Annotated in this window: 24 protein-coding genes and 3 pseudogenes; 17 read left to right on the forward strand and 10 right to left on the reverse strand. The window is 38.1% G+C overall.

What is annotated here, in order from left to right:
• Positions 1–3538: 3538 nt before the first annotated feature.
• A pseudogene (locus DYY66_RS16710) lies at positions 3539–4666 on the reverse strand (ArnT family glycosyltransferase); the annotation flags it as partial.
• Positions 4667–4795: 129 nt separating this feature from the next.
• Here DYY66_RS16710 and DYY66_RS11830 point away from each other — a divergent pair.
• The 4 genes and pseudogenes from DYY66_RS11830 to DYY66_RS11845 all read left to right on the forward strand — a co-directional run bounded on the left by DYY66_RS11830 (position 4796) and on the right by DYY66_RS11845 (position 7519).
• Positions 4796–5254, forward strand: coding sequence for a hypothetical protein (locus tag DYY66_RS11830; protein ID WP_166289677.1), 459 nt, complete (start codon positions 4796–4798; stop codon positions 5252–5254).
• Positions 5255–5309: 55 nt separating this feature from the next.
• A complete protein-coding gene (gene tatC / locus DYY66_RS11835) occupies positions 5310–6107 on the forward strand; it encodes a twin-arginine translocase subunit TatC (protein ID WP_166289680.1) in 798 nt (265 codons plus the stop codon).
• Between the two features lie 21 nt (positions 6108–6128).
• Positions 6129–6304: pseudogene (locus DYY66_RS11840) on the forward strand (twin-arginine translocase TatA/TatE family subunit).
• A gap of 123 nt (positions 6305–6427) precedes the next feature.
• Positions 6428–7519 (forward strand): formate--phosphoribosylaminoimidazolecarboxamide ligase family protein, encoded by a 1092-nt coding sequence (locus DYY66_RS11845; RefSeq protein WP_166289683.1) that lies wholly within the window; start codon positions 6428–6430, stop codon positions 7517–7519.
• On the opposite strand, the gene DYY66_RS11850 is transcribed toward DYY66_RS11845, so the two are convergent.
• Positions 7516–7811 (reverse strand): bifunctional nuclease domain-containing protein (locus DYY66_RS11850; protein WP_166289805.1); only part of this gene is annotated, 296 nt, incomplete at its 5' end. The genes DYY66_RS11845 and DYY66_RS11850 overlap by 4 nt on opposite strands.
• A gap of 380 nt (positions 7812–8191) precedes the next feature.
• On the opposite strand from DYY66_RS11850, the gene DYY66_RS11860 reads away from it, so the two are divergent.
• A complete protein-coding gene (locus tag DYY66_RS11860) occupies positions 8192–9025 on the forward strand; it encodes a hypothetical protein (RefSeq protein WP_166289689.1) in 834 nt (277 codons plus the stop codon).
• On the opposite strand, the gene DYY66_RS11865 is transcribed toward DYY66_RS11860, so the two are convergent.
• On the reverse strand, positions 9022–9264 hold the full coding sequence (locus tag DYY66_RS11865; RefSeq protein WP_255496471.1) for a hypothetical protein: 243 nt from the start codon (positions 9262–9264) through the stop codon (positions 9022–9024). The two genes, DYY66_RS11860 and DYY66_RS11865, sit on opposite strands and share 4 nt — an antisense overlap.
• 158 nt (positions 9265–9422) lie before the next feature.
• Here DYY66_RS11865 and DYY66_RS16715 point away from each other — a divergent pair.
• The 7 genes from DYY66_RS16715 to DYY66_RS11895 form a co-directional block, all read left to right on the forward strand.
• The coding region (locus DYY66_RS16715) for an MFS transporter (RefSeq protein ID WP_394352654.1) at positions 9423–9972 on the forward strand (550 nt) is incomplete at its 3' end.
• Between the two features lie 11 nt (positions 9973–9983).
• Positions 9984–10324, forward strand: a 341-nt coding sequence (locus DYY66_RS16720; protein ID WP_394352656.1) for an MFS transporter, incomplete at its 3' end; no start/stop codon positions are given.
• A gap of 11 nt (positions 10325–10335) precedes the next feature.
• Entirely contained in the window at positions 10336–11235 is a 900-nt protein-coding gene (locus DYY66_RS16725) for an MFS transporter (RefSeq protein WP_394352657.1), read from the forward strand.
• Positions 11236–11302: 67 nt separating this feature from the next.
• Positions 11303–12085: a hypothetical protein gene (locus DYY66_RS11880; protein ID WP_166289698.1), complete on the forward strand. Its 783-nt coding sequence runs from the start codon at positions 11303–11305 to the stop codon at positions 12083–12085.
• A 153-nt stretch (positions 12086–12238) separates the two neighbouring features.
• Positions 12239–13084, forward strand: a complete 846-nt coding sequence (locus tag DYY66_RS11885) for a class I SAM-dependent methyltransferase (RefSeq protein ID WP_255496472.1) — start codon at positions 12239–12241, stop codon at positions 13082–13084.
• Between the two features lie 160 nt (positions 13085–13244).
• On the forward strand, positions 13245–13412 hold the full coding sequence (locus tag DYY66_RS11890) for a hypothetical protein (protein ID WP_166289703.1): 168 nt from the start codon (positions 13245–13247) through the stop codon (positions 13410–13412).
• A gap of 39 nt (positions 13413–13451) precedes the next feature.
• Positions 13452–14075, forward strand: coding sequence for a DedA family protein (locus tag DYY66_RS11895; protein WP_166289705.1), 624 nt, complete (start codon positions 13452–13454; stop codon positions 14073–14075).
• Positions 14076–14289: 214 nt separating this feature from the next.
• Here DYY66_RS11895 and DYY66_RS16730 read toward each other — a convergent pair.
• Together DYY66_RS16730 and DYY66_RS11905 are read right to left on the reverse strand one after the other, a co-directional pair.
• Positions 14290–14490, reverse strand: a pseudogene (locus DYY66_RS16730) (DUF5615 family PIN-like protein); the annotation flags it as partial.
• 40 nt (positions 14491–14530) lie between these two features.
• The gene (locus DYY66_RS11905; protein WP_166289711.1) at positions 14531–15532 is read right to left on the reverse strand and encodes a N,N-dimethylformamidase beta subunit family domain-containing protein; all 1002 of its coding nucleotides are present in this window, start codon (positions 15530–15532) and stop codon (positions 14531–14533) included.
• 192 nt (positions 15533–15724) lie between these two features.
• Between DYY66_RS11905 and DYY66_RS11910 the strand changes: the two genes are divergently transcribed.
• Both DYY66_RS11910 and DYY66_RS11915 read left to right on the forward strand, forming a co-directional pair.
• Positions 15725–16768, forward strand: a complete 1044-nt coding sequence (locus tag DYY66_RS11910) for a CorA family divalent cation transporter (protein ID WP_166289714.1) — start codon at positions 15725–15727, stop codon at positions 16766–16768.
• A 175-nt stretch (positions 16769–16943) separates the two neighbouring features.
• Complete coding sequence (locus tag DYY66_RS11915; protein WP_166289717.1) at positions 16944–18662, forward strand: DEAD/DEAH box helicase; 1719 nt, start codon at positions 16944–16946, stop codon at positions 18660–18662.
• A gap of 2 nt (positions 18663–18664) precedes the next feature.
• Here DYY66_RS11915 and DYY66_RS11920 read toward each other — a convergent pair whose 3' ends face one another.
• Complete coding sequence (locus DYY66_RS11920; protein ID WP_218583740.1) at positions 18665–18826, reverse strand: hypothetical protein; 162 nt, start codon at positions 18824–18826, stop codon at positions 18665–18667.
• Between the two features lie 73 nt (positions 18827–18899).
• Positions 18900–19166 carry an Lrp/AsnC ligand binding domain-containing protein gene (locus tag DYY66_RS11925; protein WP_166289723.1) on the reverse strand — a complete coding sequence of 89 codons (267 nt, stop codon included), beginning with the start codon at positions 19164–19166 and terminating at the stop codon, positions 18900–18902.
• A gap of 182 nt (positions 19167–19348) precedes the next feature.
• Here DYY66_RS11925 and DYY66_RS11930 point away from each other — a divergent pair, with 182 nt between their 5' ends.
• Complete coding sequence (locus DYY66_RS11930) at positions 19349–19513, forward strand: hypothetical protein (RefSeq protein WP_166289726.1); 165 nt, start codon at positions 19349–19351, stop codon at positions 19511–19513.
• Positions 19514–19571: 58 nt separating this feature from the next.
• Here the strand turns inward: DYY66_RS11930 and DYY66_RS15155 are convergent, their stop codons facing one another.
• Together DYY66_RS15155 and DYY66_RS11935 are read right to left on the reverse strand one after the other, a co-directional pair.
• Positions 19572–19706: a hypothetical protein gene (locus DYY66_RS15155; protein WP_255496473.1), complete on the reverse strand. Its 135-nt coding sequence runs from the start codon at positions 19704–19706 to the stop codon at positions 19572–19574.
• Between the two features lie 10 nt (positions 19707–19716).
• Positions 19717–21405 carry a polysaccharide deacetylase family protein gene (locus DYY66_RS11935; protein WP_166289729.1) on the reverse strand — a complete coding sequence of 563 codons (1689 nt, stop codon included), beginning with the start codon at positions 21403–21405 and terminating at the stop codon, positions 19717–19719.
• A gap of 52 nt (positions 21406–21457) precedes the next feature.
• On the opposite strand from DYY66_RS11935, the gene DYY66_RS11940 reads away from it, so the two are divergent.
• Both DYY66_RS11940 and DYY66_RS11945 read left to right on the forward strand, forming a co-directional pair.
• Positions 21458–21664 (forward strand): hypothetical protein, encoded by a 207-nt coding sequence (locus DYY66_RS11940; protein WP_166289732.1) that lies wholly within the window; start codon positions 21458–21460, stop codon positions 21662–21664.
• A gap of 172 nt (positions 21665–21836) precedes the next feature.
• Positions 21837–23231, forward strand: coding sequence for a hypothetical protein (locus tag DYY66_RS11945; RefSeq protein ID WP_166289735.1), 1395 nt, complete (start codon positions 21837–21839; stop codon positions 23229–23231).
• A 109-nt stretch (positions 23232–23340) separates the two neighbouring features.
• Here the strand turns inward: DYY66_RS11945 and DYY66_RS11950 are convergent, their stop codons facing one another.
• Positions 23341–24288 carry a polysaccharide deacetylase family protein gene (locus tag DYY66_RS11950; RefSeq protein ID WP_166289738.1) on the reverse strand — a complete coding sequence of 316 codons (948 nt, stop codon included), beginning with the start codon at positions 24286–24288 and terminating at the stop codon, positions 23341–23343.
• Between the last annotated feature and the right edge of the window lie 78 nt (positions 24289–24366).

Below are 24366 nucleotides of genomic sequence, written 5' to 3' on the forward strand. Positions count from 1 at the left end.
CAAGAGGCTTGGTCAAACGTACCACCGGCATTACCATCACTCCAGGATACATATCCAGTTACAATTGAAGCGATGGAAGTGTCAGCAANTGCGCTTTTATTACATTAAATTCGGTCGAGTTGGTATAATTTTTGCCATAAACAGTTGCAGTTACAATATCCTGATAAATACCGGTCTGATATGTATTGGGAATCTTGAATTGTAGCAAGCCAGTTCCGTTTTCGTCTGTAGTTATGGTTCTTGATATGATATTATCACCACTTGGATTTGATACCCCTACTGCAACAGTCTTCATACTCAGGCCTGGAAGATTCACTGAAAGTGTAACTACATCACCATATGCATAGTATGACTGATCAGTGTTCAGCGATAATGAAGATGGAAGTGTGATAACAGTGGAGGTCAGTGTGCCAGAACTTATCGAATGCAGGTTATCGCCCCCATATGTTGCAGTAATTGTTACCGTATTTGTAGAACCTTCTGGTGCAGTATAATATACAGAGCATGTGTTAGATGACAATGTGCAAGAGGCTTGGTCAAATGTACCGCCAGCATTACCGTCACTCCAAGATACATACCCAGTTACAATTGAAGCGATGGAAGTGTCAGCAAGTGTTGCAATAAGCTGTACCTTAGACCCTTTGGCTAATGTAACAGGATTCGGTGTAAGAGTAGTTGTGGTATTATGTTTTGTAGCTATTGTCAGATCTGATGCACCAGTACTTCCCAAATAGTCGTTATTTGGAGCAAACGTAGCAGTAACTGTTACCAAGTTTGGCGTGTGTGCAGATGGATTATATGATACAGCACAGCTGCCAGATGAAAGTGTACACGAAGTAGGATTGAATGAACCGCCAGCATTACCGTCACTCCAGGTTACAGCTCCAGCAGGAATTGTTTGAGAATTTATGGTCGTGACAGTAGCGGTAAACTGTGTTGAAGACCCCAAAGTTGCCTTTGCAGGATTTGGAGATACGATTATGTTTGTGTTTGGCAAAAGACTTACAATCAGAGTAAATGTTCCATCACTTTTTGAAAATGGCCAATCGCTGTTATAGTGTGCATTTACAGATATGTTGCCTACATAGTTAGCAGGCGACGTATACGTTACAGCACATTTAGCAGATGAAAGTGTACAAGTATTTGGATTGAATGCTCCGCCAAGACCGTTATCACTCCAGGATACGGTTCCTGTTGGAGTAAGTGAAGAATTAAAAGTATCGGCAAGTGTTGCGGTGAATTGCACCTGTGAACTTTGTTTCACTGTTGATGCACTTGATGTAATCGTAGTTGTGATATTGTGAAGTACTGTTGAGGTCAGCGTAGTTGTTGCAGAACTACTAGTGTGTGTACTGTCTCCTCCATACCTACCAGTTATTGTTATGGTACCACTGTAATCTGTAGGAGGGGTGTATAATACAGTACAGCTCCCAGATGAAAGAGCACAAGAAGATACACTAAACGTACCACCATTGCTGCCATCACTCCATGTTACAAGTCCAGTTGGAATTGTTGCCAAGTTGGACGTGTCTGTTACTTTGACAGTATAAGTGGCATGGGAGCCTTGGTTTGCGGTATCAGTATTTGATGTAAGTGAACTGGATGTTGTATCAGGTATTGTTGCTTTTGGTATCGTGGAATTTGAATTGCCAAAGACTAGTGTATTGTTTGTAGGCTCGATTGAAAAAGCATACTGCGGAAAGACCATCATTGCCGCAACTGAGAGAAAGAGAAAAACCNGTAATCTGTACCTTTGACCCTTGGGCCAATGTAACGGGGTTTGGTGTTAGAGTAGTTGCGGTATTATGTTTTGTAGTTATTGTCAGACCCGATGCACCGGCGCTGCCAGAATAGTCGTTATTTGGAGCAAATGTGGCAGTAACTGTAACCAAGTTTGGCGAGTGTGCAGACGGGCTGTATGATACAGCACAGCTGCCAGATGAAAGTGTACAAGAAGTTGGATTGAATGAACCTCCAGCATCACCATCACTCCAGGTTACAGTTCCAGCAGGAATTGTTTGAGAATTGACTGTAGTGACAGTAGCAGTAAACTGTGTTGAAGATCCCAAATTTGCCTTTGCAGGATTTGGTGACACAATTGTACTTGTGTTTGGCAAAAGGCTTGACACGAGAGTAAATGTTCCATCACTTTTTGAAAATGGCCAATCGCTGTTATAGTGTGCATTTACAGATATGCTGCCAGCATAATTGGCAGGTGACGTATATGTTACAGCACATTGTGCAGATGAAAGCGTACAAGTATTGGGATTGAATGTTCCACCAATACCGTTATCGCTCCATGATACGGTTCCTGTCGGAGTAAGAGGTGAGCTAAAAGTATCTGCAAGTGTTGCGGTTAATTGTACCTGAGAACCTTGCTTTACTGTTGACGCACTTGATGTGACCGTAGTTGTAATATTGTGAAGTACTGTTGATGTCAATGTAGTTGTTGCAGAACTACCAGTGTGGGCATTGTCTCCGCCATAGCTGCCAGTTATTGTTATAGTTCCACTGTAATCTGTAGGAGGAGTGTATGATACGATACAGCTTCCAGATGAAAGAACACATGAAGATACACTAAATGCCCCACCGTTACTGCCATCACTCCAGGTTACAAGTCCAGTTGGAATAGTTCCCAAGTTTGATGTGTCTGTCACTTTGATAGTATAGGTTGCATGTGAGCCTTGGTTTGCGGTATCAGTGTTTGATATAATTGAACTTGATGTGGAATCCAGTATTGGTGTTGTTGGCATCGTTGAATTTGAATCACCAAAGATTACGTTGGCATTATTTGTAGGTTCGATTGAAAAAGCATATTGTGGAAATACCAGTACTGCCGCAACTGAGAGAAAGAGAAAAACTCTTAGATCCATTTCGCATGATCTCTCGTGTTACGCAAATAAAGAATTGTCAAACATTGTTCAGGAACAATGTTACTGATAACATGATCAGATACCCTCATTGAGACATTTTGGACCATCCGCAAAATGTACGGTTTCATGCGAGTTTAAAAGACTAACGTATCTTTTCTACTAGTTTGAAGCGACATGCTAAAGGCAGGTTATGCTCATTTCATTCGTACTTCAATGTGTTGACCGTCAAGGGCCATCTGGAGGTTAGAATACGGATATCTAGTAATATCATATTTTGACAGATCTTCATCAAATGTCATCATTGTTTTGGAGTCATTGTAGACTTGGTACAATTTTTTGCCCCTTTCAAGATCTATCAAAAGATGGGGATCAGCCACTAGCAGTATTTTATCAGTCTTTATTTGATTGAACAGTATGAAAGAATAATCGTTTGGAATATTTTCTTTATGAAATACGTAATGCAAGATCCATGAATATGTGGGATTTGCAAGGACTGTGGTGTCAGAATCATTTACGTTTTGCAAAACAAACGACTCTGCCTGGAATTGGGTGTTTGTTACGTTGACACTAACAATCAAAATAGTGCTTATCAATCCAAATATTGCAATACCAGAAATTATCAGAGGTAACATATTACATAATTTTTTCTTGTTTATCTTCTCCANCTCTGCCTGGAACTGGGTGTTTGTTACGTTGACACTAACAACCAAAATCGTACTTACCAAACCAAATATTGCAATACCAGAAATTATCACAAGTGGTAACATATTACGTAATTTTTCCTTGTTTATCTTCTCCAGTAGATTTACGATCAACATTGCAGAAGATATGCAAAACACCGGTAGTACTGGAATCCAGTAAAAGTACTGATTGTATCCAATCAAGAGCAAAAATATTACAAACGGTACAAACCAAAACAAGATGAAATAATTTCTTTTCACAATTGCACATACGGTTCCGGCAATTCCAAGAACAAACAATACAGGATCAAGCTCAAGGAAAATTTTAGATATGTATGGTAGACCAAAACTTGGTCTCTGGGTCTGGCTAATTACATCTTTTAGCCACATACCAAACTGATGTACACTTACTGCTTGGAGTGGCCAGATGAGAGGAATCAAAATTACAGGGAGCAACCAGAGAAGAACATACTTTGGATTTTTTCCAGTGCCAAAATAGACAAGTCCTGCAACCAGTGGAATCATAGTAAAGACTGGAATCTTTGTAAATATGGCAATGCCAAGACAAACACCTGAAAGAAATATTATCACATACTTGTTTTTGAAACTGTTTGCCCTAAGTGCAAGTAGTATGGATGTCAGTAGAAACGGCAACAGGATTGAATCCAAAAGTATTCGGCGTAGTATCCAGGTAAACGGCATTACTGCAAACAAGACAGCTGATGCTAACGCTATCTTTTTTCCATATTTTGTATCAGCAATAAGATAGACAAGTAGAGTGTCAACGACTGCAAGTAATCCCATCATCACCCGCGGCAGAACATAAAGTGACGAAATGAATGCCACATCAGCAGAAGTATGTAACGAGTTTGGAAATCCCGTCAGGGCGAACAAGCCAGCAAGAAAGATTTGTCCAAAGTAAGGGTGATCATGAAAATACCTGTCTTGCACACCAAGACCGTTTAGTACATGCATTGCCCTTTCCAGATACACTCCCTCGTCATAGAAAATGTCAGGAAATCCCACAACATTCCACAAGTGAGTAAAACCAGACAAAATCAGTATTGCGACCAAAATGTAAACTGGTTTTATTTGTCGTAACGTGATGCTCAAAATAATCTATTCCAGTGATTTGTATTTCTAAATTTGATTAAAAGTTGTACGTATAGCAGTCATACGTTACACCGTAGTTTGTGTCTAGTAAGGCTCATTAACGGTGAGAATTCATCGATTGACTAGAACATGAGCCGCTTGAGATATTGGAAACTCACAGTAGACGACGTCAGAAAGGCAGAGTATGATCCAAAAAAAGTATTGATTTGGGAGATAAAATGTCCAAAAGACGACAAGGGTGCAGTCTTTGGAGTATATTCATACAGAAACGGAACTCCTTGGGATTATGAATCCATCAAGGGAATTGTATTTTATCACAACATGATTGAACAAGAAGAGGTAGACCGAATTACCAAATTCCTAAAAGAGAAATTCGGTGGAGAGCCTGCAGAAAAAAGCTCAAGAATATTCCTAAAGGGCTCACGTGAGATATACTCACCAAAGGAGATTGCAGACTTGGCAGTTCAGTTAGGAGACAACTTTGAGGTCAGTACAGAACTTACAATAGAGCTTGAAAACTTTAGCGTGCCAGAACAAGAAAAAAGCAACCTTCCTGCAGGCAAGATACTTCCAATTCCAGGTCAATAGACACACGTCCTAGAAAAAACACTATTAATACAGAAAGTCCATTTTATAATCTGCAATGGATAAGCGCATGACCATTAGCCAGCACCTAGAGGATTTAAGAAAAAGAGTATTCAGATCAGTACTTGCAATAGGAGCCATATCATTCTTCATTCTGAGTTGTCACCTTACATCATTCATGTACAATGGAATCAAGCTGTATTATCCAACATTTAGTCCGTTTGACAACATGGCAGCACAAGTAACAATATCAATGAAGCATCACCTGCTGCCATCAACAGTACAACTTATCCAGACTGCTCCAGGGCAGGCATTTTTTTCCCAGTTTTATATCGCAGTATTGCTTGGGATGGTATTTGCAATGCCAATCATAGTCAAAGAGTTTGTCGGATTTTTGGCACCAGCATTGCACAGAAAAGAGATTCAGATAATTAGAAACATAACAATTCCGGCAATTGTTCTTTTTACCATAGGCGGTCTATTTTCATACTTTTTTGTAACTCCATACATACTTGACTTTCTTTACAAATACGGTGAATCTGCAGGTTTGCTTACACTTCTTAATATCATGGATTTTATCACATTTGTACTCCAGTTTGTTCTTGCATTTGGAGTATCATTCCAGCTACCCTTGATAATGTATGCACTCACTGCTTCAGGTTTGATTGATCCGAAATTCTGGAGAAATAACATCAGATATGCAATAATTGCAATGGTCATACTGGGTGCAGCAATAACTCCCGATGGTAGTGGAGTCACCATGTGGTTTGTTGCAGGCCCAATGATCGTACTATATGTAATAGGCATGGCGGTATCAGAAAAGCAGTCAAAAAATATTGCAACACTTAAATCTTGATCTGCCGCATTTAAGGCACTAATGGCATACGAGAATGTAATAATCGCAGTAGTGATAATCGGGGTTTTGATATTTGGTGCAAAAAAGATCCCAGAGCTAGCAAGAACATTGGAAAGGCAAAAGGCGAGTTTGAGAAAGGCAGAATAGAATCAGAAAAAGAACTCAAGGATTTCAAAGACAAGGAAGACCTCAAGTAGTTTTTTCAATTCATAATACGATTTACAAACCTCAAATCAGTTCCTACATATTCCAATCACATGAATGACAAAACCAAGTTTGCTTTAGATAACGCTTTTTTACCCAAGTAAAATAGATACGGCGTGATAAAAAAATCCGAAATTATCGACATTGTCAGCAAGTACTCAGAGCCAACCATTGGTGTGCTTGGAAGTCATTCCGCACTAGAGGTAATGGATGGTGCAAAAGACGAGAATTTCAAGACAGTAGTTGTTTGTCAACGAGGAAGAGAGATTCCTTACAAGAGGTTTTCAAGACTAGCAGATGATATCATCATAGTAAAAAAATTCCAAGATATGCTATCTCCCAAGATTCAAGCGAGACTACGTGATACAAGTACAATAGTTGTTCCACACAGAGCACTTACCGCATATCTGGGATACGATGGAGTTGAAAACAAGTTCAAGGTTCCATTATTTGGAAACAGAGCATTATTCCAGGCAGAAGAGCGTGCAAACAAGAAAAATCAATATTATTTGCTGCAAAAAGCAAAGATACGATTCCCAAGACTGTTCAAGAACCCAAAAGACATTGACAGACCAGTAATAGTCAAAGTCCAGGAGAAAAAACGCAAACTTGAGCGAGCCTTTTTCAATGTATCATCTTATGCAGAATACAAGGACAAGACAGAAACCAAGATCAGACAAGGATTGATCTCAAGAGATGCACTCAAGACTGCAAGCATTGAAGAGTTTGTCATAGGAACTTATTTCAATTTCAATTATTTTCACACTCCAATATCAAAAGAAGTGGATTTTCTCGGAATAGAAAGAAGACTGCAAACAAACCTTCATGATTTTGTTTCACTTCCTGCAAAACAACAACTTGAGACAAATATCGAATTACAAAACATCGAGGTGGGTCACACACCTGCAAGCATCAGAGAGTCTCTTCTTGAAAAAGTCATTGACATTGGAGACAAATTTGTAAATGCAGTGAAAAAAGAATATGCCCCCGGAATCATTGGCCCATTTTCCTTGCAGAGTGTGATAACTCGAGACTTGGATATTGTTGTATACGATGTATCATTACGAGTTCCGGGAAACCCAATTCTTGCAACAACCAGCCCATATACAAAATACAAGTATGGTGAAACTTTTGGAGTGGGACGCAGAATTGCAATGGAAATCAAAGTAGCACAGCAAGAAGGAAAGTTAGACCAAGTGTTGACCTAGGCTTCCATTTTTTCCTTCAAGAGATTTTTCCTGACAAGAATCGGAATATTGTAAAATGTTGCAAGAGCAATCGAATCTGACGCACGATAGTTACGCATGACCAAATCATGTTTTCCAGTAAAGTAGACATTGGCACGCAAGACACTGCCACTTTCGTACACTTTTATCTTGACAAGGACAAGCTCGTTGAGCTCTGCAATCTCTTCTACCATGTTGTAAATAGTAGGAATCGCGCCTCTTTGTCCCTCTATAAAATTAGAGATGTGTCTTGCAACCTCGCCTGAAAAGGCACNGCTCGCAAGACACTGCCGCTTTCGTACACTTTTATCTTGACAAGTACAAGCTCGTTGAGCTCTGCGATCTCTTCTACCATGTTGTAAATGGTAGGAATTGCCCCTCTTTGCCCCTCGATGAAATTAGAGATGTGTCTTGCAACCTCGCCTGAAAAGGCACGCATATGAAATTCCTTGCCATCACCTGCTCTCAATATTAAAAGTCCTTCAACTCCATACGGGTCTACAAAACCCACGTAGGTTATCTTGGTCTCTGCATAATCAGAATCCTGAGGCTCGTCGATCTTCACGACTAGATCAAGATACACGATTACCCAAGATAAACACTTTGGAGAAAATATGAGATAGAATTTAATGTCAGGACAAGAATTTTTTACAAGTGGAAAAACAAGTGACATCAGGCCGTTCACATCTAGCACTCATACTAGTCGGTTTTCTAGCTATTGCGGTATCATTTTTTGCATATGCCAAAAATAACAACTTGATAATTACACCTGCTGCAATGCCTGCCTTACAGAACCTTGCAGTTGCAACATATCTTGTCTTGCTTGCATCGTTTGCTGCAATTGGCTGGGGGTTGTACAAAATGTACAAGACAAAGATCACATCAGCAGACTCGAGCATTTCATCAATTATTGCAAATGCAATACACAACAAGAGATCAAAACAGATTTTTATCATCAGTGCAATAGGATATGGATTATTTTTTGCACTAACATCAGGGACAATAATTTACAAACCAGATATCAACGCAACAGACTATGGATTTCCTAAACCCCCCCATATAGAACTCTCTCCATGCTGTGACTTTCCAGGATACATGCCAATGATCTTTGCATTTTTCACAGAACATGTTGGACTGCAAATAATTCCATTAAACCTACTGTTACTTGTCACAGTATCATTCTTGGTTGGCTTGAATTTTGCATTATCGTCAACAGTATTTTCCATCGCAAAGAGTGGAGGAAAACTAGGTGCATTCGGAGCAGTGACAGGATTATTTGTAGGATGCCCTACATGTGCCGGAACTATCTTTACCATGCTTTTCGGGTTTGGAGCAGGCGCAACAACATTCACGTTATTTCTAACAAGTTTTGAGGCTCAAATTCAGACAATATTTATCGCAATATCAATCCCAGTTCTTCTTGTGACTCCAATCATAATGGCAAAGAAGATAAAGTCTCAAAATGAGAGCTGCGCGGTAAAACCCTAGGTGGTCTTGACTACAAGCGGTCTTTTCCAGTCCCCAATATCATAGCCATCTTGTCGAAGATATTTCAGGGTAAGCTTGTACACTAATTCATCATGTTCTGCAGATTCCAAGATTTCATTCCACCCAACCTGTCCTGTTTGGTTTATTTTTTCTTCCATTTTAGAAGATAGTGTCTTTGCAATCTCTCTGCATTGATCAAATTCTTTCCGTTTTTGTATGCCCTTGTCCGTGAATCGCATTTTTCCACACCGTAAATCATTTCAGGTCAAATAAAAAGATCAGGTATTTTGTAGTAAGAGTTGTTATGAATTATCGCATTGCGGCTGTCATAAGTAGAAAAATCAGAATGAACTACTTTATACATTTGATTGTAGAATATGTTTAGGTGTGATATTTTATGAATAATAACACGAACACTTTGTCAGAGAGTCCTCTAAAAAATACGTTATATCGATTCCTATGGGTTACAATGTTTGCATCAGACATAGGTGCCTCCATGCAGACTGTTGGTTCCGGCTGGCTGATGACATCACTTGCTCCATCTCCTTTTGTTGTCGCCCTTTTGCAAGTGATGACAAGTTTGTCTATATTCCTACTTGCATTTCCAGCAGGAGCCCTTGCAGATATCGTGGACAGACGCAAGCTCTTTCTTGCCACACAATATTTTTCACTTGCAGTAGCTGTGATCTTAAGCTTTCTTACATTTGGCGGTGTTACAACATCCTCAATTCTTGTGGTATTTACTTTATTGCTCGGCTTGGGTAATGCAATGAGCTTACCTGTAAATATCGTAGTTCAAACTGAGCTTGTACCAAAGAAAATTGCTCTTGCCGCAATGACTCTGTTTAGTGTAGCAATCTACATAGGATTTGCAATTGGTCCTCTTCTTGGCGGCCTGGTAGTTGCCGTAGCTGGACCTGGAATGGTGTTTATGCTAAATGCACTTTNGGCAATTTACATAGGATTTGCAGTTGGCCCCCTTCTTGGCGGCCTGGTAGTTGCAGTAGCTGGACCTGGAATGGTGTTTATGCTAAATGCACTTTCCTTTGTTGGCATCATAATTTTTCTTCACAGATGGAACAAGCCAACAGAGAGCAAACGTCTTCCTCCAGAACAAGTAATCGGAGCTATCCGTACAGGATTGCGGTACATGCGTCATTCATTACATGTACGTGCACTCTTGGTACGAGACTTTGCAATTACAATTTGTGGTAGCGCAGTGATATCGCTTTTACCCCTCTTGGCTCGTAATGAAGCAGGCTCAAATTCAATTCTTTTTGGAATTTTGATAGGAGCATTNTGCAATTACAATTTTTGGTAGTGCGGTGATATCGCTTTTGCCACTCTTGGCTCGTAACGAGTCAGGCCCAAATTCAATTCTTTTTGGAATTCTGGTGGGTGCATTTGGCATAGGTGGGTTGGTCAGCGGTTTTGTGATAGTGCCACGAATAAAGAACATATCAATAGAAAAACGTGTAGCAGGTGCAACAATTTTGTATGCGGTTGCAATGATGGTCATAGCATTCCATCATGGCATAGTCATCTTGTTTGTTGGAATAGTTACAGTTGGAACTGCTTTGATCATCATGACATCCAGTTTGAATTTTGTCGCATACAATTCAGTATCATCATGGGTAAGAACGCGTGTAGTCTCAGTTCACCAGATGATGTATTGGGGAGGAGTAGCTTTTGGCAGCATAGTGTGGGGCATTGTTGGAGAGATCTTTGGAATTCCAATAGCATTACTTGCAGCAGCTATCGGATTAGTAAGTGGTCTTGCCTTAGCTATTCGCTACAAACTAAAACCACAGACGGATGTAGATCTGACTCCCGCAATGCATTGGCACATGCCTCGCGAGATGATTGACATTGATGATCATACAGGAGGATCTGTACTTGTAGAGATGGAATTCCAGATTGACCCAAGACATTCACAAGAGTTTGAATCTGCTATGAATGACATACGTTCTGTAATACTACGTGATGGTGCAATCAATTGGGATTTGTTCCACGATATTGAAAATCCAAGTCGATATGTGATGATGTTTACCTCAGAATCTTGGACTGAGCATTTGCGTCAACATGAGCGCATGACAAAAGCAGACCTTGCCATAGAACAACGAGCAATTTCATTCCATATTGGAAAGGATCCTCCACGTATTTCTCATTTTATTAGCGAGGATATGTCCAAGCAAAATCATAAAACCTAAAATTGGAAAAGTTGCCAGTATTGTTTATTATAACAATTAATATTAACTTCATACGTAGTGAAAAAAAATGAAAGATAAAGATACCCAGTCAAGTGCTCGAATAATGCTAAACAAGGTACCAGAAATCACGTTGTTCTTTTGGATAATCAAGATCCTATGCACCACTGTTGGTGAGACAGGTGCAGATTTTTTGAATACCGATTTAAATTTTGGGCTAGATGGTGTGACACTAATCATTGGAGCAATGCTTGCTGTAGCACTATTTTTTCAGTTCAAATTCAAAAAATATATTCCAGGAATCTACTGGCTTGCAGTTGTTCTAATAAGCATAGTAGGAACTCTCATCACAGACAATTTGTCTGATAATCTTGGAGTACCTTTGACTATCAGTACCATAGTCTTTGCCGTTTCGCTTTCAATAATCTTTGCTGTGTGGTACAAGAAAGAAAGGACATTGTCAATACACACAATTTTCACTACCAGAAGAGAGGCATTTTATTGGCTTGCTATTCTTTTTACATTTGCACTTGGAACCGCTGCAGGGGATCTATTAGCTGAGACCATAAACCTTGGTTACTTGCTTTCTGCAATCATTTTTGGTGTTCTAATTGCATCTGTTGCAATAAGTCATTTTGTTTTCAAGGTAAATGCTGTTTTGGCATTTTGGCTAGCATACATTCTGACTCGTCCTCTCGGGGCTTCGATAGGGGACTATCTCTCACAAGATTTGAGCAACGGTGGCTTAGGGTTGGGAACTACAATAACAAGTATGATCTTCCTTGTTACCATACTAGCTACAGTAGTCTATCTAACAGTAACAAAAAAAGACGTCATTAAAAAACAGACTTGAATCCTGCAGGATTAAGATAATAACTTGTGATAATTGTAGTAAAATTACAAGGTTTGCCGTTCTATCTGATTCAAGCTTTTTTATCATTTGGAGAGATAACTGATGATTAATCCAGTGAGTCTTAATAGACCCAAGCGAACGGAGTATTTCATATTGAACAATCCAAATCCATTAGATGTCATTTTGTGGACACTAAGACGCGGTGAAGGTGATGTTGTGAATTTATACAATTATCTTTCAGGATTAATGCAGGTTTCCACTGGAGGAAATTTTCTCAATTTTGGATACTGGACTGATTCTACAAAAAATCCAGTTGATGCTCAAACAAACCTTTGCAACATGATAGGTGACTTAGCCGAGTTCAAGGAAACAAAACATGTTCTTGACGTCGGTAGTGGTTTTTCAGAGCCTGCATTTCTGTGGAAAAAGTCCCATCCCGATGTCACAATCACATGTCTGAACATAAACAAAAACCAACTCAAGTCAGCAAACAAACATAACATTCATGAAATAAACTTGTTAAATTCAACTGCTGTAAAAATTCCAATATCTGACGAATCCTGTGATAGAGTAATAGCGTTAGAATCAGCACAACACTTTAGGCCAATTCAGGATTTTATATTAGAAGCAAAGCGAATTCTCAAGAAGAATGGTTCGGTCATACTTGCAATACCAGTTCTCTCAAAAGCATCAAAGATGAGTATTTTCAAGATAGGCATATTGAAATTTACATGGTCTTCTGAGCATTATGATATTGAGACAATCAAAAAAACAATCCAAAATGCAGGTCTCAAAACTAGTGAGATCAAACTCATTGGTTCAAATGTATACCTGCCCTTGGCAGAATATTATATTCAGAATCGCCAGCCCCTCCGTCAAGAGATCTTAAAGAGATACCCATCGTACGTAGAAAACATATTGTTCAAATCAATGTTAAAGATGAAACAAGCTGCAGAGAATCACACCATTGAATATGTCATTATAAAATGCACAAAGTAAAGCCTTATCAATATAACATATCCACAACTTTTCATAGCATACCAAATTTCCGTCTGGTACCTATTCTGCGTAGGTTCTCTCTACGCAGAGCCCTCTTAATTTTAATAAATACACAGAGTTTTTCCGTAAGAAATATTATCTCAAATCAGTAATCTGGGACATGGGGCTTTTCAAGAAAAAAGAAGAAGCAACAGGAACAAAATGCAAAGAATGTGGTCTTGAACTTCATGATCCAGTGAGACTTGATAGACACATGAAAAAAGCACACAAGCATGCCCCACAGAGAAATTTTGACGAACCTGGAACCAGTACTGGCGGAATGTGGTAAGGTACAGGCTTGCAACAAAAAAACGAGGCGTATTGACAAATGGTTGCGTTAGATATCATCAGTAATTTAGCAAATTTTGTAATACAAACAATATCAAATGCAGGATATCTAGGAATATTCTTTCTGATGGTAGCAGAGAGTGCTCTGATACCAATCCCAAGTGAGATCATCATGCCATTTTCAGGATATTTGGCATCTACTGGAAAACTCAACCCAGTTCTGATAATACTTGCAGGGTCAATTGGAAACCTTGTTGGTTCTCTCATAGCATATTTTGTGGGAGTAAAACTTGGTAGAGAATTTATCGTCAAGTATGGCAAGTATGTCCTCTTGAAAAAATCCCATTTAGACTGGACCGAGTCATACTTTAAGAAATATGGAGACAGGTCCACATTTGTAAGTAGACTTTTGCCTGCAATTCGAACATACATTTCATTGCCAGCAGGCGTCGCAAAAATGAATTTGAAGAAATTTTCAATTTACACCTTTGCAGGTTCTATAATATGGAGTACCATGCTAACCTATGTTGGAATAGCGCTAGGAGACCAGTGGACCAGAATAAGACACTACTCAGACTATGTCGATGGTGCAGTCATAGTAGGAATAATTGTTATAATAATCATCATAGCCAAAAAAAGAATCGGCAAGCAAGAAAGCAGTTAACGCTCTTTGTACTGGGTTAGTTCTTCCAAGATTATTCGGAATATTGTTTCACTGTCAAGCAACACACATCGGATATCATTTTCTTTACATGCATTTCCAATCTCTACATCTTCTGTTACAACAATCATCCCATTTTCATGCGCATATTTTATTACAGAATAGTCACTTGATAGCTTTTTGCCCTCGGCAATTAGTTTTTTTACGCTAAATGCGNCTCCACATCTTCTGTTACAACAATCATCCCATTCTCATGAGCATATTTTATCACAGAATAGTCACTTGACAACTTTTTGCCTTCGGCAATTAGTTTTTTTACGCTAAATGCGTCATAACCAAACTCTTTTAGCTTGATATCAAATCCATCATACATCTCATCAACCAACACCTTCATTGTCAGTATCCGTTTGGGACTCATATTATTATGTTAGGATAGCAAGAATATACTGAAACAACACTCATGAGTAGTTCTTTATTGCTTTAAGCAATTTTGTGTTATGTGCAAGGTGGTTTTCAGGATAACAGTCAAGCATGATTCCATTTGTAATGTTATAGAATTGCCAGTTATTACAATGCGTATCATATTCAAATCTAGAATTATCAAATTTCCAGTCAAAACCGTTTCGTATTTTCACATCGGGGTAATTATGACCGCGTACAAGCGTTATGGTATTTGAATTATAATCTACAGTTATTTTTCCATACAGTGCATTAGGATATAGATAAACAACATGAGAATGAGTCGTGATTGCGTTAAACTCTTTTTGTGTGACGTATTCGTTGTGTAATAAAATTACCTTGTCATATTGTAGTAAAATCTCGGGATTTTTGTCCACGTCAATATCTGTAAGAGTGTAATATCCAAGTGAACCTAAAACATCAACGCCCTTTCCACTTGCAGTATATCCCAAGGGTGCATGAGTATAGATAACTGAAGTTAGACAGACGGTATTGCATTTACCATCATAATACGAGTAAAATCCGTGTTCAGAGTATGCAGACGCAGTAAAGACTGGAATAATCATCACAGATTTTCTAGTATCATTTTGTACAGAGATCTGCGCTAGACTATCTTGACTCAATTGTGATACAAAATTATCATCAAGCTCAATCACCCCATGCCGTACAAGATACTCAACTCCATGAATAAATTCAACATCTGGAACTTGTCCATGATTCCAAGAATATGCAATCTTTTTTACAGAATCTGGAATGACAGAATTGTCTTCTTCTTCCACAATATCCTCGACTGGAATAATCTGATGTTCCACAAGCCACCTCATACAGTTTGTAAAATCATCATCAGAGATCTCTTGTTGAGACCATTGTAGTGCAGTATGTTTTATCCAAGACGGCACAAGACGTGTTGAGGCATCAGACGGTGTTTGAGCATTACCAAGTTGAACAAATGATCCTAACAGAATAGAAGTTACAAATACCAACATAACGACGTATTTCACATATCTTTTGATGGCATAATAGTTTTAGACGTTACGAATATTTGCAGCAACAGTTTTTACAACATAATAAAAATAGTCTTGTTTTTGACTAGTTTCAACAGATTTTTTATCAAGACATATAGATTATGAAAAATACGAGGTAAGTTTTTGTTCACGAATAAGTGTATATAAGTCCAAATTTTCCTCTAAGACATGATAAAGGCAATTAGTGCAGCAGGGTTACAAGATGGAACACCATTCAAAAAACCCACAGTAGATCTTGAGGAACTTACTGCAATAACATCGTCTGGGCACCTTACTTGGATTGAGTGTGTTGTAGATAATATCATAGAAGATACTCCAAAAGTTCTAGAAAAATTGAGTATTTCTATGGAGCCATCAGTATTATTATCAGGATATGTATCAAGTTATGAAGATAGAGGAGAAACATTGGGTCTTATGATTCCGTTTGTCGTACCAGGAAACAACAAAACTATCACTGCTCCAATTTTGATTTTTATGAAAAAAGATTTGATAGTAACTATTCATGACGATTATGGTGGAAAAATCACCCGACTGTATAATTATGCTCCGACGCTTTTACGAAAACTTCCAAAAGAAGCAGACAGTTGGGCAGACAGACAAACAATACTTTTAGCAAGAATTATAGATGAAATAAGTGAGGCCAATTTTTCAATATTGCGCCTTATAGTTGAAAGAGCAGAACAATTTGAGATCGATATTGCAGGTTCAAGGCAAGTTACAAGAGACATTTCATTAGAGTTATCAAACGTACGAACATCACTTTTGACTTTTTTGAATGCAATATGGGCTACATATGATACGGTCCACAACCTAAAGCACGGAGATGCAGACATGGTATCAGATGACGAAGTTATTCTTGCAAAGTTTGAGGTAATTCTTGGAAGATTAGATAGACAAATACAAATGTCAGAAAACGTCATGCAGATGGTAGCTACAGGAGTCAATGTAGTTCAGACCGAAGTTACAAACAAGGTGACAATACTCATCATTTGGTGGACAGTGGCAGGAACAGCTGAGCTTGTGCCAAACACCATAGCTACGGTCTTTGGACTATATCCAAATCATGAAGTCGTGTTTTGGCCAATTGTGGGTACGATTCTTGGATCAGCAGTACTTGCAACAGGAGTTGCATATTTTTACGTAAGAAAGTTCTTTGGCAAGTCGCTAGGATTAGAAAGATTGAAAAAATTCAGAAGAAAAGCAGTAAAATAATTTCAAGAAAACTACCTTTTCAGGCACTTATTTGCTTTAAACATAAATTCTTTGCAAAAGAGGCATATTTCCTTTAAAAATCATTTAAAGATGCCATAAAGGGAAAATACGCGATCAACGGAGCAAAGTAAAAGATTCATAAATCGAGTTTACCAATGTCGAAGAATTATAGCTTATGAAAGAATTCGGCACCCTTGAATACGTTTTGGACACGTATTCAAAAAACTGGACTTGGAAACTAACCGGCCCCAGGGCAGTAAGCATGGTAGCACGCGTCATACCCCACGCATGGTATGGTAATGGTCCAGAGGAGGCCATCGTTCCAGATACGGTCCAAAACGTAGAGAAGATAAAATGGATTATGGATAGATATCCACTTGAGATAAGATCAAAATCAATATGGCATAGAAAAGTTCGTAAGGTCATTGTCCCACAAAAAAAATGGACAAGAATAGAAAAACTCCGCAAGGCAACCCCAGGTTCACAGTTTCGTGGTAACCTGCTTGATTTTCAAAGAGAAGGCTTGGACTTTTTATTAAAATCATATGGCAACGCATTGCTTGCAGATGAAATGGGTCTAGGCAAAACTGTCCAGACCCTGGCATATCTTGCAACAGAGAAACAGACATTTCCAGTACTGATTGTTGCTCCACTTGTAACACTTAACAACTGGCAAAGAGAAACCCAGAAATTCCTCAAAAAACGCAGTCGCAATGGAAAAATCTCAGAAAACGAATATCCATCATCGGTTCTCATAAGAACTGGAAAAGCCCAAGAACTTGGAAAATATGACGTCTACATCATAAATTATGATTTGTTGCACAAAAGAATGGATGACATTGCAAAACTAAACATCAAGACGCTTGTATGCGATGAAGTACAACATCTTAGATCAAAGACCACTAAAAAATACACAGCTGTGAAAAAACTTGCAGCACTGGATTCTGTAAAATACAGAGTTGGACTATCAGGAACACCAATTTACAATAGAGGTTCAGAGATATGGCCAATTGTAGACATACTAAGACCAGGTCTTCTTGGGACATTTGAAGAGTTTTGTGAATACTTTTGCTATGTAAATGAAAAAGGAAAGGCGATTGTTCTTGAGAACAAGCGTGCAAGTTTGGGAGAGGAACTACGAAAACATGTCATGTTGAGACGAAAAAAATCGGATGTTCTAAAAGAACTAAAAGACAAGGTAAGATACAAGGAGCTTATTGATTCGGATATCAATTATTATCAAACAGAACTTGGCAAAATTTGGGAGAGATTGGAAGAAGAACAAAAAAGTGCAACAAGTGCCTTTGACAAGTTTTCATCATACAAGAGAGCAATACAGAGTGAGAGACAGGCAGCAGGTGTTGCAAAAGTTCCACATGTGATAGAGTTTGTCAAAAACATAATGGAGATTGAAGAAAGTGTCGTAGTATTTTGTCATCACAAGGCAATTCATGAATTACTTCACAGAAGCCTTTCAGAGTATTCACCAGCATCAATCATAGGAGGTCAGAGTGACAAGGAAAGACAAGAAGGAATAGACAGATTCCAAAATGGTGAGACCAAGCTAATCATTGCAGGCCTCCGAGCTGGAAATGTTGGTATAAACTTGAGCAAGGCACGATATGTCATATTTGCAGAGCTTGACTGGAGTCCTGCAATACACAGACAGGCAGAAGACAGACTGCACAGAATCGGACAAAAAAATACAGTGTTTGCATATTATCTCATGGGTAACGGCACTCTAGATGATCATGTTGCAAACGTTCTGGTTGACAAGAGTTATGAAATTGATGCAATCATGGATGAAAAAGCAGAGACATTTGAGAACAAGGAAAAGGCAGAACTTATCCTAGCACAGATTCATGACAAACTAACACATAGCATAACCAGATAGATTCAGACTTCACGTACTTTGTATTGATCAAAGAAATCCTGACCTTCACCTAGTTTTTCAGTCAGAAAGGATTCTAGCTTTTTTATGACATCAGTCCTTGACATTTTGCCTTCGATTGTATCATAGTATGGAGCATCAGACTCGCGGAATTTTTTATAACTCATTGCCTTCATGATATAAAACAACACACACTAACACAAGTAGTTTTGTTTTGTTATACAGCAATAGAATGTAATCTTAGAATCTAGTTGCTATGACAAGGGTTGTAGTTGCATGAACGTTTGGAATCTTGCGGATCTTGTTTTCAATGATTTCCTTGAGGGATTCCACAGTATGAGATTCTACAATAGCCAGTATATCATGTGGGCCTGTTGTTCTGACACATTCTTTTACGCCTTGTATCTCACGGATTTCGTCAATGATTCTTCCCTCAGAACCCGATTCACAGTTAATCATTACACATGTAGTTTCGGTGTTTCTATCTAGCTGTGATGCCTGGAGCATAAATAGTATCACACCATTTTTTGCATATTATGCATACTCAACAACATAGCTGATTTATCATAACATTAGCTTAATCGATCACATATTTTCTAGAAAAACACCATAGCGTGGAATTTTTTGAACAACATGTGTATAAAATTTCGTCCCAAGAATCAAATTGAAAAATAAAATCAAGTAAAAAAATGTCAAGTCAAACACTAGGCGAACTTGTAAAGATAGCTGACAAGATAACAGTTGATGAGATCAAAGGTAAGAAAGTAACACTGAAGATAAGCTGGTTTGATCTAAAAGGAGTAAGAAAATCAAAGAAATTCCTCCTTACTGAAAAAGACAAGATTGAATTTTAAATAAGACAACTTGCTTCTTGAACTAAATCCAAATTCTCTTTTTATATTTTAAAATTTATTATAGTAACAGATCCTTTGTATCAGAATCATCAAAGAATTCTCTCAAGTCGTCGTGATCTTCGAATTCAAACTGGTCAAGATCATCAAGATCTGTTTCAACAACATCAAGTTTCTTGGATGTAGTATTTTTCATATCACACTATTTAGTTCAAGACCGGTTTTGCTGTAGATGCATGGTTTTGAATTGTCATGTCAAAGTTATTCTTTGTACCATCCACTGTGACAAACATATTGCCAAGTACGGTACCGTTACTGGCCTTTACTACTTTGAAGACATAGTCCCCTACTTGCATTGACCAGAAATAACCCTCACCGTGTATGTTAACTGGAGATTCTGATAATTTGTTTCCCTGATCATCATACATTTGAACAGCATATGTCTGTCCATTAGAAGGCAAGACTTTGGTTTGGTTGTATACTTTGACCGTGATGAGATTCTCTATCATAGAATGCCAAGGCGCAACTAGTTTGATTTTATTAATACTTTCAGGCTGTAATGTCACATGGTCAGATGAGAACGTCAGATGATTGTTTATCTTTACATCAACGATGTAGTAATTACTATCATCATTTGTAGATGGGAGTGAAAATCTGGTTGCAGACCCATCAGAACCAGTAACTCCGGTTGCTCGCGTTTTATTATCTTGAGATCTTATGGATACACTAGCACCAGAAATTGGTGTTTGCCCATCATCGAAATATGCAGAAACAAGTATAGTTCCACCCCATGGAATATTGACATCAGTATTCTGGTTTCCGCTATCAAGTGTAACCAGATTTACACTTGAAAGCATACTGTTAACAAACGTCTGTATCTTGTATTGGTGATACATTGGAAGTGTTACGGTGTAAGGATTATCAGATACAGTTGGTAACTCCATGTAAGGTTTAGTATCAAAATCGCGATAGATTTTCATTGATAACATACGAGCATTTGCAGGATCAGCACTAGGATATTGTACGTTCATTGTCAACGAGCCATTTGGTTCTACATATTTTACAACTTTTGGCGGTTCTGTGGAGTCTACTGAATTAGAAACATCAACGTCAGATGACGGTTTTGAAACAGTGGCATTGACAGGTTTTGGAGTAGTTGCAACAGGTTTTACAACCGGTGAAACACTTACACGATCAAGTCCAGCAATTTCAGAAATTGTCGATATGTGGATGTGTTTTGATTTGACATAGTCGATTATACTTGCAAGTTCATCAAGATGTGTTGTATCAACAGTGTTGATGTATTGACCATTTACAAGTGTTGCAAAATTCTGTGGATGTATTAAAAATACATCATATCCATATTTTGTGATGTGTGAATTAATACTATCAATTACCCTATCTTTTGGAATGTTTGTCCAATATGTCTCATTCCCAGTATCAGATTCAAATTCAGTCATCGATGGGATGTGGTATAGTCCTAGCGAATCTTTATTTGCAGTTATTTTTCCCTTGACTAAAACAAATTTGTCCTCGCTCCACATACTAGAGCTGATTACGTTCATTTTCAGTTGTTTTATTGCCTTTAGAGTGTCATTATCATACATACCATATGGTACAAGAAACGCATTTGGCTTTTTGCCAAACATCTTGTTTAATTCTTGATTAGTTTTATTCATCAAGGTGATCTGTTGGGATAGGCCCATGGTAGCAAAGTCCTCATGCCTCCAACCATGATTTGCCATCTCGATAGCTGTGTGTCCCGGTTTGAGATTGTTTTGTAGATATGAGACTAGTTTACTATCTTGGGTGAGATTATAACCAGTAATTCCAATACTGAGACTTGCATTTTTCTTTTGAAATACATCCATGATTTTCATTTGGATATCAGACAAGTATGACCCTTGTACACCATCCAACCTGAACACGATACAGGGACAGGTGTTTGTGCTGGAAACAGCATTTGCCGCAGATAGATTATTTACTGTTGCAGGTTTGGAAAGGATAGGAAGCGTTGTTACCACAGACTTGGTATTTGTATTAACACCGCCATTTCCAGGCGAAATTGCCAATGCAGGTTGCATTACAAAGAATATTAGAAGTAATGTAAAAATAGAAAATATGAATAGGGATTTATTGTATATTCTACCATAGTGTATTTCATTCATCTCTGTGATTTTTTTACTTTGAAGAATGGTTGATAGGTATTTGGAGGCTAGTTGTGTCAGATGGTGTCAAAAAAGTACCGTACTTTTTTAATCAGTTCAACTTTTTCATACATGTAAGATACGCCAATTTTTTAAACTGTGAAGTAAACCATCATTATTTGAGAGCATTATTTTCAATAATTATTATTATTGCAATATCAATCATCATACACAACATCTCTGGGCAGAATGAAACAGGTGACTTGCACGATCTAATCCCAAAATGGCTCATAACCAAGAGCCCACTAGAACAATACAATGCAGGAATTTCCGCAAACATTGTTGTTTGTCAAGGAAATCTTCAGCTAGTCATTAAAACTAGAGATAATTCTCCCGCATGCATAAAACCAGAAACAGCCAACATGTTACTTGAACGTGGATGGGCAAAAAATACAACAACAACAATTAGCGGGTTTTTGGAACAAAACTATCGTAATGCAACATACAGAAATGGAACTGTGATTGATTCCCATGATATCTATGTGAAATTACATCACATTGTAGAGGGAACACACCTCATACATGTTCAGATCCTTTTTTCTAATGGAACACAGTACAAGACGGACAGCATACCAGTTACTAACATACAACCTGATGGCTATTACATGTACCACGTAGATACAAAATCAAATAACTATACAAGCCAAGGATTCAGAGCCAATATCGGTTACAATAACTACTCTGCCACAATATACATTCCATCAGTAAATGAATCAGATGATATTTTTGGTGTCAAGGAGATCTATCCAACAAAAAAAGATGGTCCTCAATGGTACATGAATTCAATCGATCCATTAAATGACACAATGTTTTACACTGGCCCTGATTCAAATGCAAGCTGTAACGACCCAGCAACATGTATGCAACTTTACAAAAACCCTACAAATGATTCATGGCATGCAAAAAGAATCGACGTACCAGAGAATGAAGGAGTGAGACTAGTAGTAAATTCGCCACCAAATACACTTTGGTTGAACACAGAAATGACCGGGTACTATAGATTACAAAATAGTACTCATTATCCTCAAGAGTTTACCCATGTGACAAGAAGTGGCAGTCCGCACGTCTCAATTTGTCAGGGGTATTCATATTATTCAAGCATAACATTTGATGGTAATGCAGAAGTTCAGAAGTCACTTTACCACGCAGGAGATAAATTAAGTTATTCAGAAACATTTGCTACTACAGGAGTTACAACTCCATTGAACGATCGCTGGATTGGTATGAAGACCATGACATACAATATCAAAAACAATACTGCAGTAAAATTTGAGATATGGATAGATGATCAGGACGACAATAACTGGCATAAGGTATTTGAACAAATAGATTCAGGTTGGCCAGTCCCAGGTGATCCTGCAAAATATGGATGCAAAAACATCACAACTGGAGATTCAATGAATAATGAGGACATAATATCATGGGGAGGTACAGAGCAGCAATTCAGAGCAGACAATGCAGAATTTGACTTTAAGAAGTTGAGCATAAGGGAGATCATCCCTCCAATATCCTAATTTTTATTTCACGGTCATAACAGGATGTATTTGTTACATAACAATATCATGTGTGAGAAATATCAGAAAACATCTTTTGACCAGAAAAAAATTCAATGAACTCCAGATATCAGAGTCGGTGTTTAACTAGTGTATTTCTTTTTACAGTAGTAAATACAATCATCAGCAATATTGATACTAACAAAACAATAGTTACCACTCCAGAGAATTCAGGAGCTAGTTGAACATGGGATGAAGTTGGTATTTGTAATCCTACCACATTTGCAAACGTAGTAATGTGTTGATTCTTAGATTTTATTGAGTCCATTAAAGAGGATAAATCATTAATTTCATTTTCGTCTACAGTGTCAACAAAGGCGTTATTTTCCATCTTTGCGAAATTCTGAGGATGTAGTAAAATTACGGCATAGCCAAACTTGTTTATGTCACTGTCCACATAACTCGAGATTGTCTTTATAGGAACTTTTACCCAAGTACCATTCCCATTATCACTTTTGTAACTAACCATAGCTGGAAGATGGTACAATACCAGATCAGACTTGCCTGCATCCATCCCGTTTGCTACAAAATATGGAGCCTTGTCAGTAGATGTATCTGCACTAAAGATTCTAACTCCAATTGATTTTAAAATTCCGATTGTATCACCATTGAACTTGTTATATGGAGGTATGAAAACTTGAGAGTGTTGACCAAAGATAGTGTTCATTTTGTCATTAGCCTGCTGTAGTGTTCCAAATTGTTCTTCTTGACTTAGCTGAGCATAGTCAACATGATCCCAACCATGAAGATCTAATTCGAACAAACCCTTCTGTTTTCCCTCTTTTATTTTTTCTACTATTGTAGATGTCGGATCTATTCTATGCATTATGAGTCCTAATGAGATACTTTGATTTTTCAAAATGAATTGATCCATTATGCTTAGTTGCACTTTTGTTAGATATTCACTATTTACATCATCCAATCTAAAGACTACACACTTACATGGACCTTGTGTGCCTAGATATGTGCTAGATCCTACAGTATTTTCCACTTGCGCGTTGGCACTAATCGAGACCAAATAAGAACCACAGTTAAACAGCAATAGAAAAATTGTAAAAAACGTTAAGAGACGTACACTGGTTTTGATTTGTACATT

Origin of the sequence: Candidatus Nitrosotalea sp. FS (genome assembly GCF_011319475.1) — an archaeon.
In the GTDB taxonomy this organism is placed as follows: domain Archaea; phylum Thermoproteota; class Nitrososphaeria; order Nitrososphaerales; family Nitrosopumilaceae; genus Nitrosotalea.

Bases quoted from the DNA above. Each gene is read 5' to 3' on its own strand.
- DYY66_RS11890 (WP_166289703.1), top strand. From the start codon at position 13,245: ATGGGGCTTTTCAAGAAAAAAGAAGAAGCAACAGGAACAAAATGCAAA.
- tatC (WP_166289680.1), top strand. From the start codon at position 5,310: ATGGATAAGCGCATGACCATTAGCCAGCACCTAGAGGATTTAAGAAAA.
- DYY66_RS11865 (WP_255496471.1), bottom strand. From the start codon at position 9,264: ATGCGATTCACGGACAAGGGCATACAAAAACGGAAAGAATTTGATCAA.
- DYY66_RS15155 (WP_255496473.1), bottom strand. From the start codon at position 19,706: ATGAAAAATACTACATCCAAGAAACTTGATGTTGTTGAAACAGATCTT.
- DYY66_RS11830 (WP_166289677.1), top strand. From the start codon at position 4,796: ATGAGCCGCTTGAGATATTGGAAACTCACAGTAGACGACGTCAGAAAG.
- DYY66_RS11880 (WP_166289698.1), top strand. From the start codon at position 11,303: ATGAAAGATAAAGATACCCAGTCAAGTGCTCGAATAATGCTAAACAAG.
- DYY66_RS11930 (WP_166289726.1), top strand. From the start codon at position 19,349: ATGTCAAGTCAAACACTAGGCGAACTTGTAAAGATAGCTGACAAGATA.
- DYY66_RS11920 (WP_218583740.1), bottom strand. From the start codon at position 18,826: ATGAGTTATAAAAAATTCCGCGAGTCTGATGCTCCATACTATGATACA.
- DYY66_RS11915 (WP_166289717.1), top strand. From the start codon at position 16,944: ATGAAAGAATTCGGCACCCTTGAATACGTTTTGGACACGTATTCAAAA.
- DYY66_RS11925 (WP_166289723.1), bottom strand. From the start codon at position 19,166: ATGCTCCAGGCATCACAGCTAGATAGAAACACCGAAACTACATGTGTA.
- DYY66_RS11895 (WP_166289705.1), top strand. From the start codon at position 13,452: ATGGTTGCGTTAGATATCATCAGTAATTTAGCAAATTTTGTAATACAA.
- DYY66_RS11910 (WP_166289714.1), top strand. From the start codon at position 15,725: ATGATAAAGGCAATTAGTGCAGCAGGGTTACAAGATGGAACACCATTC.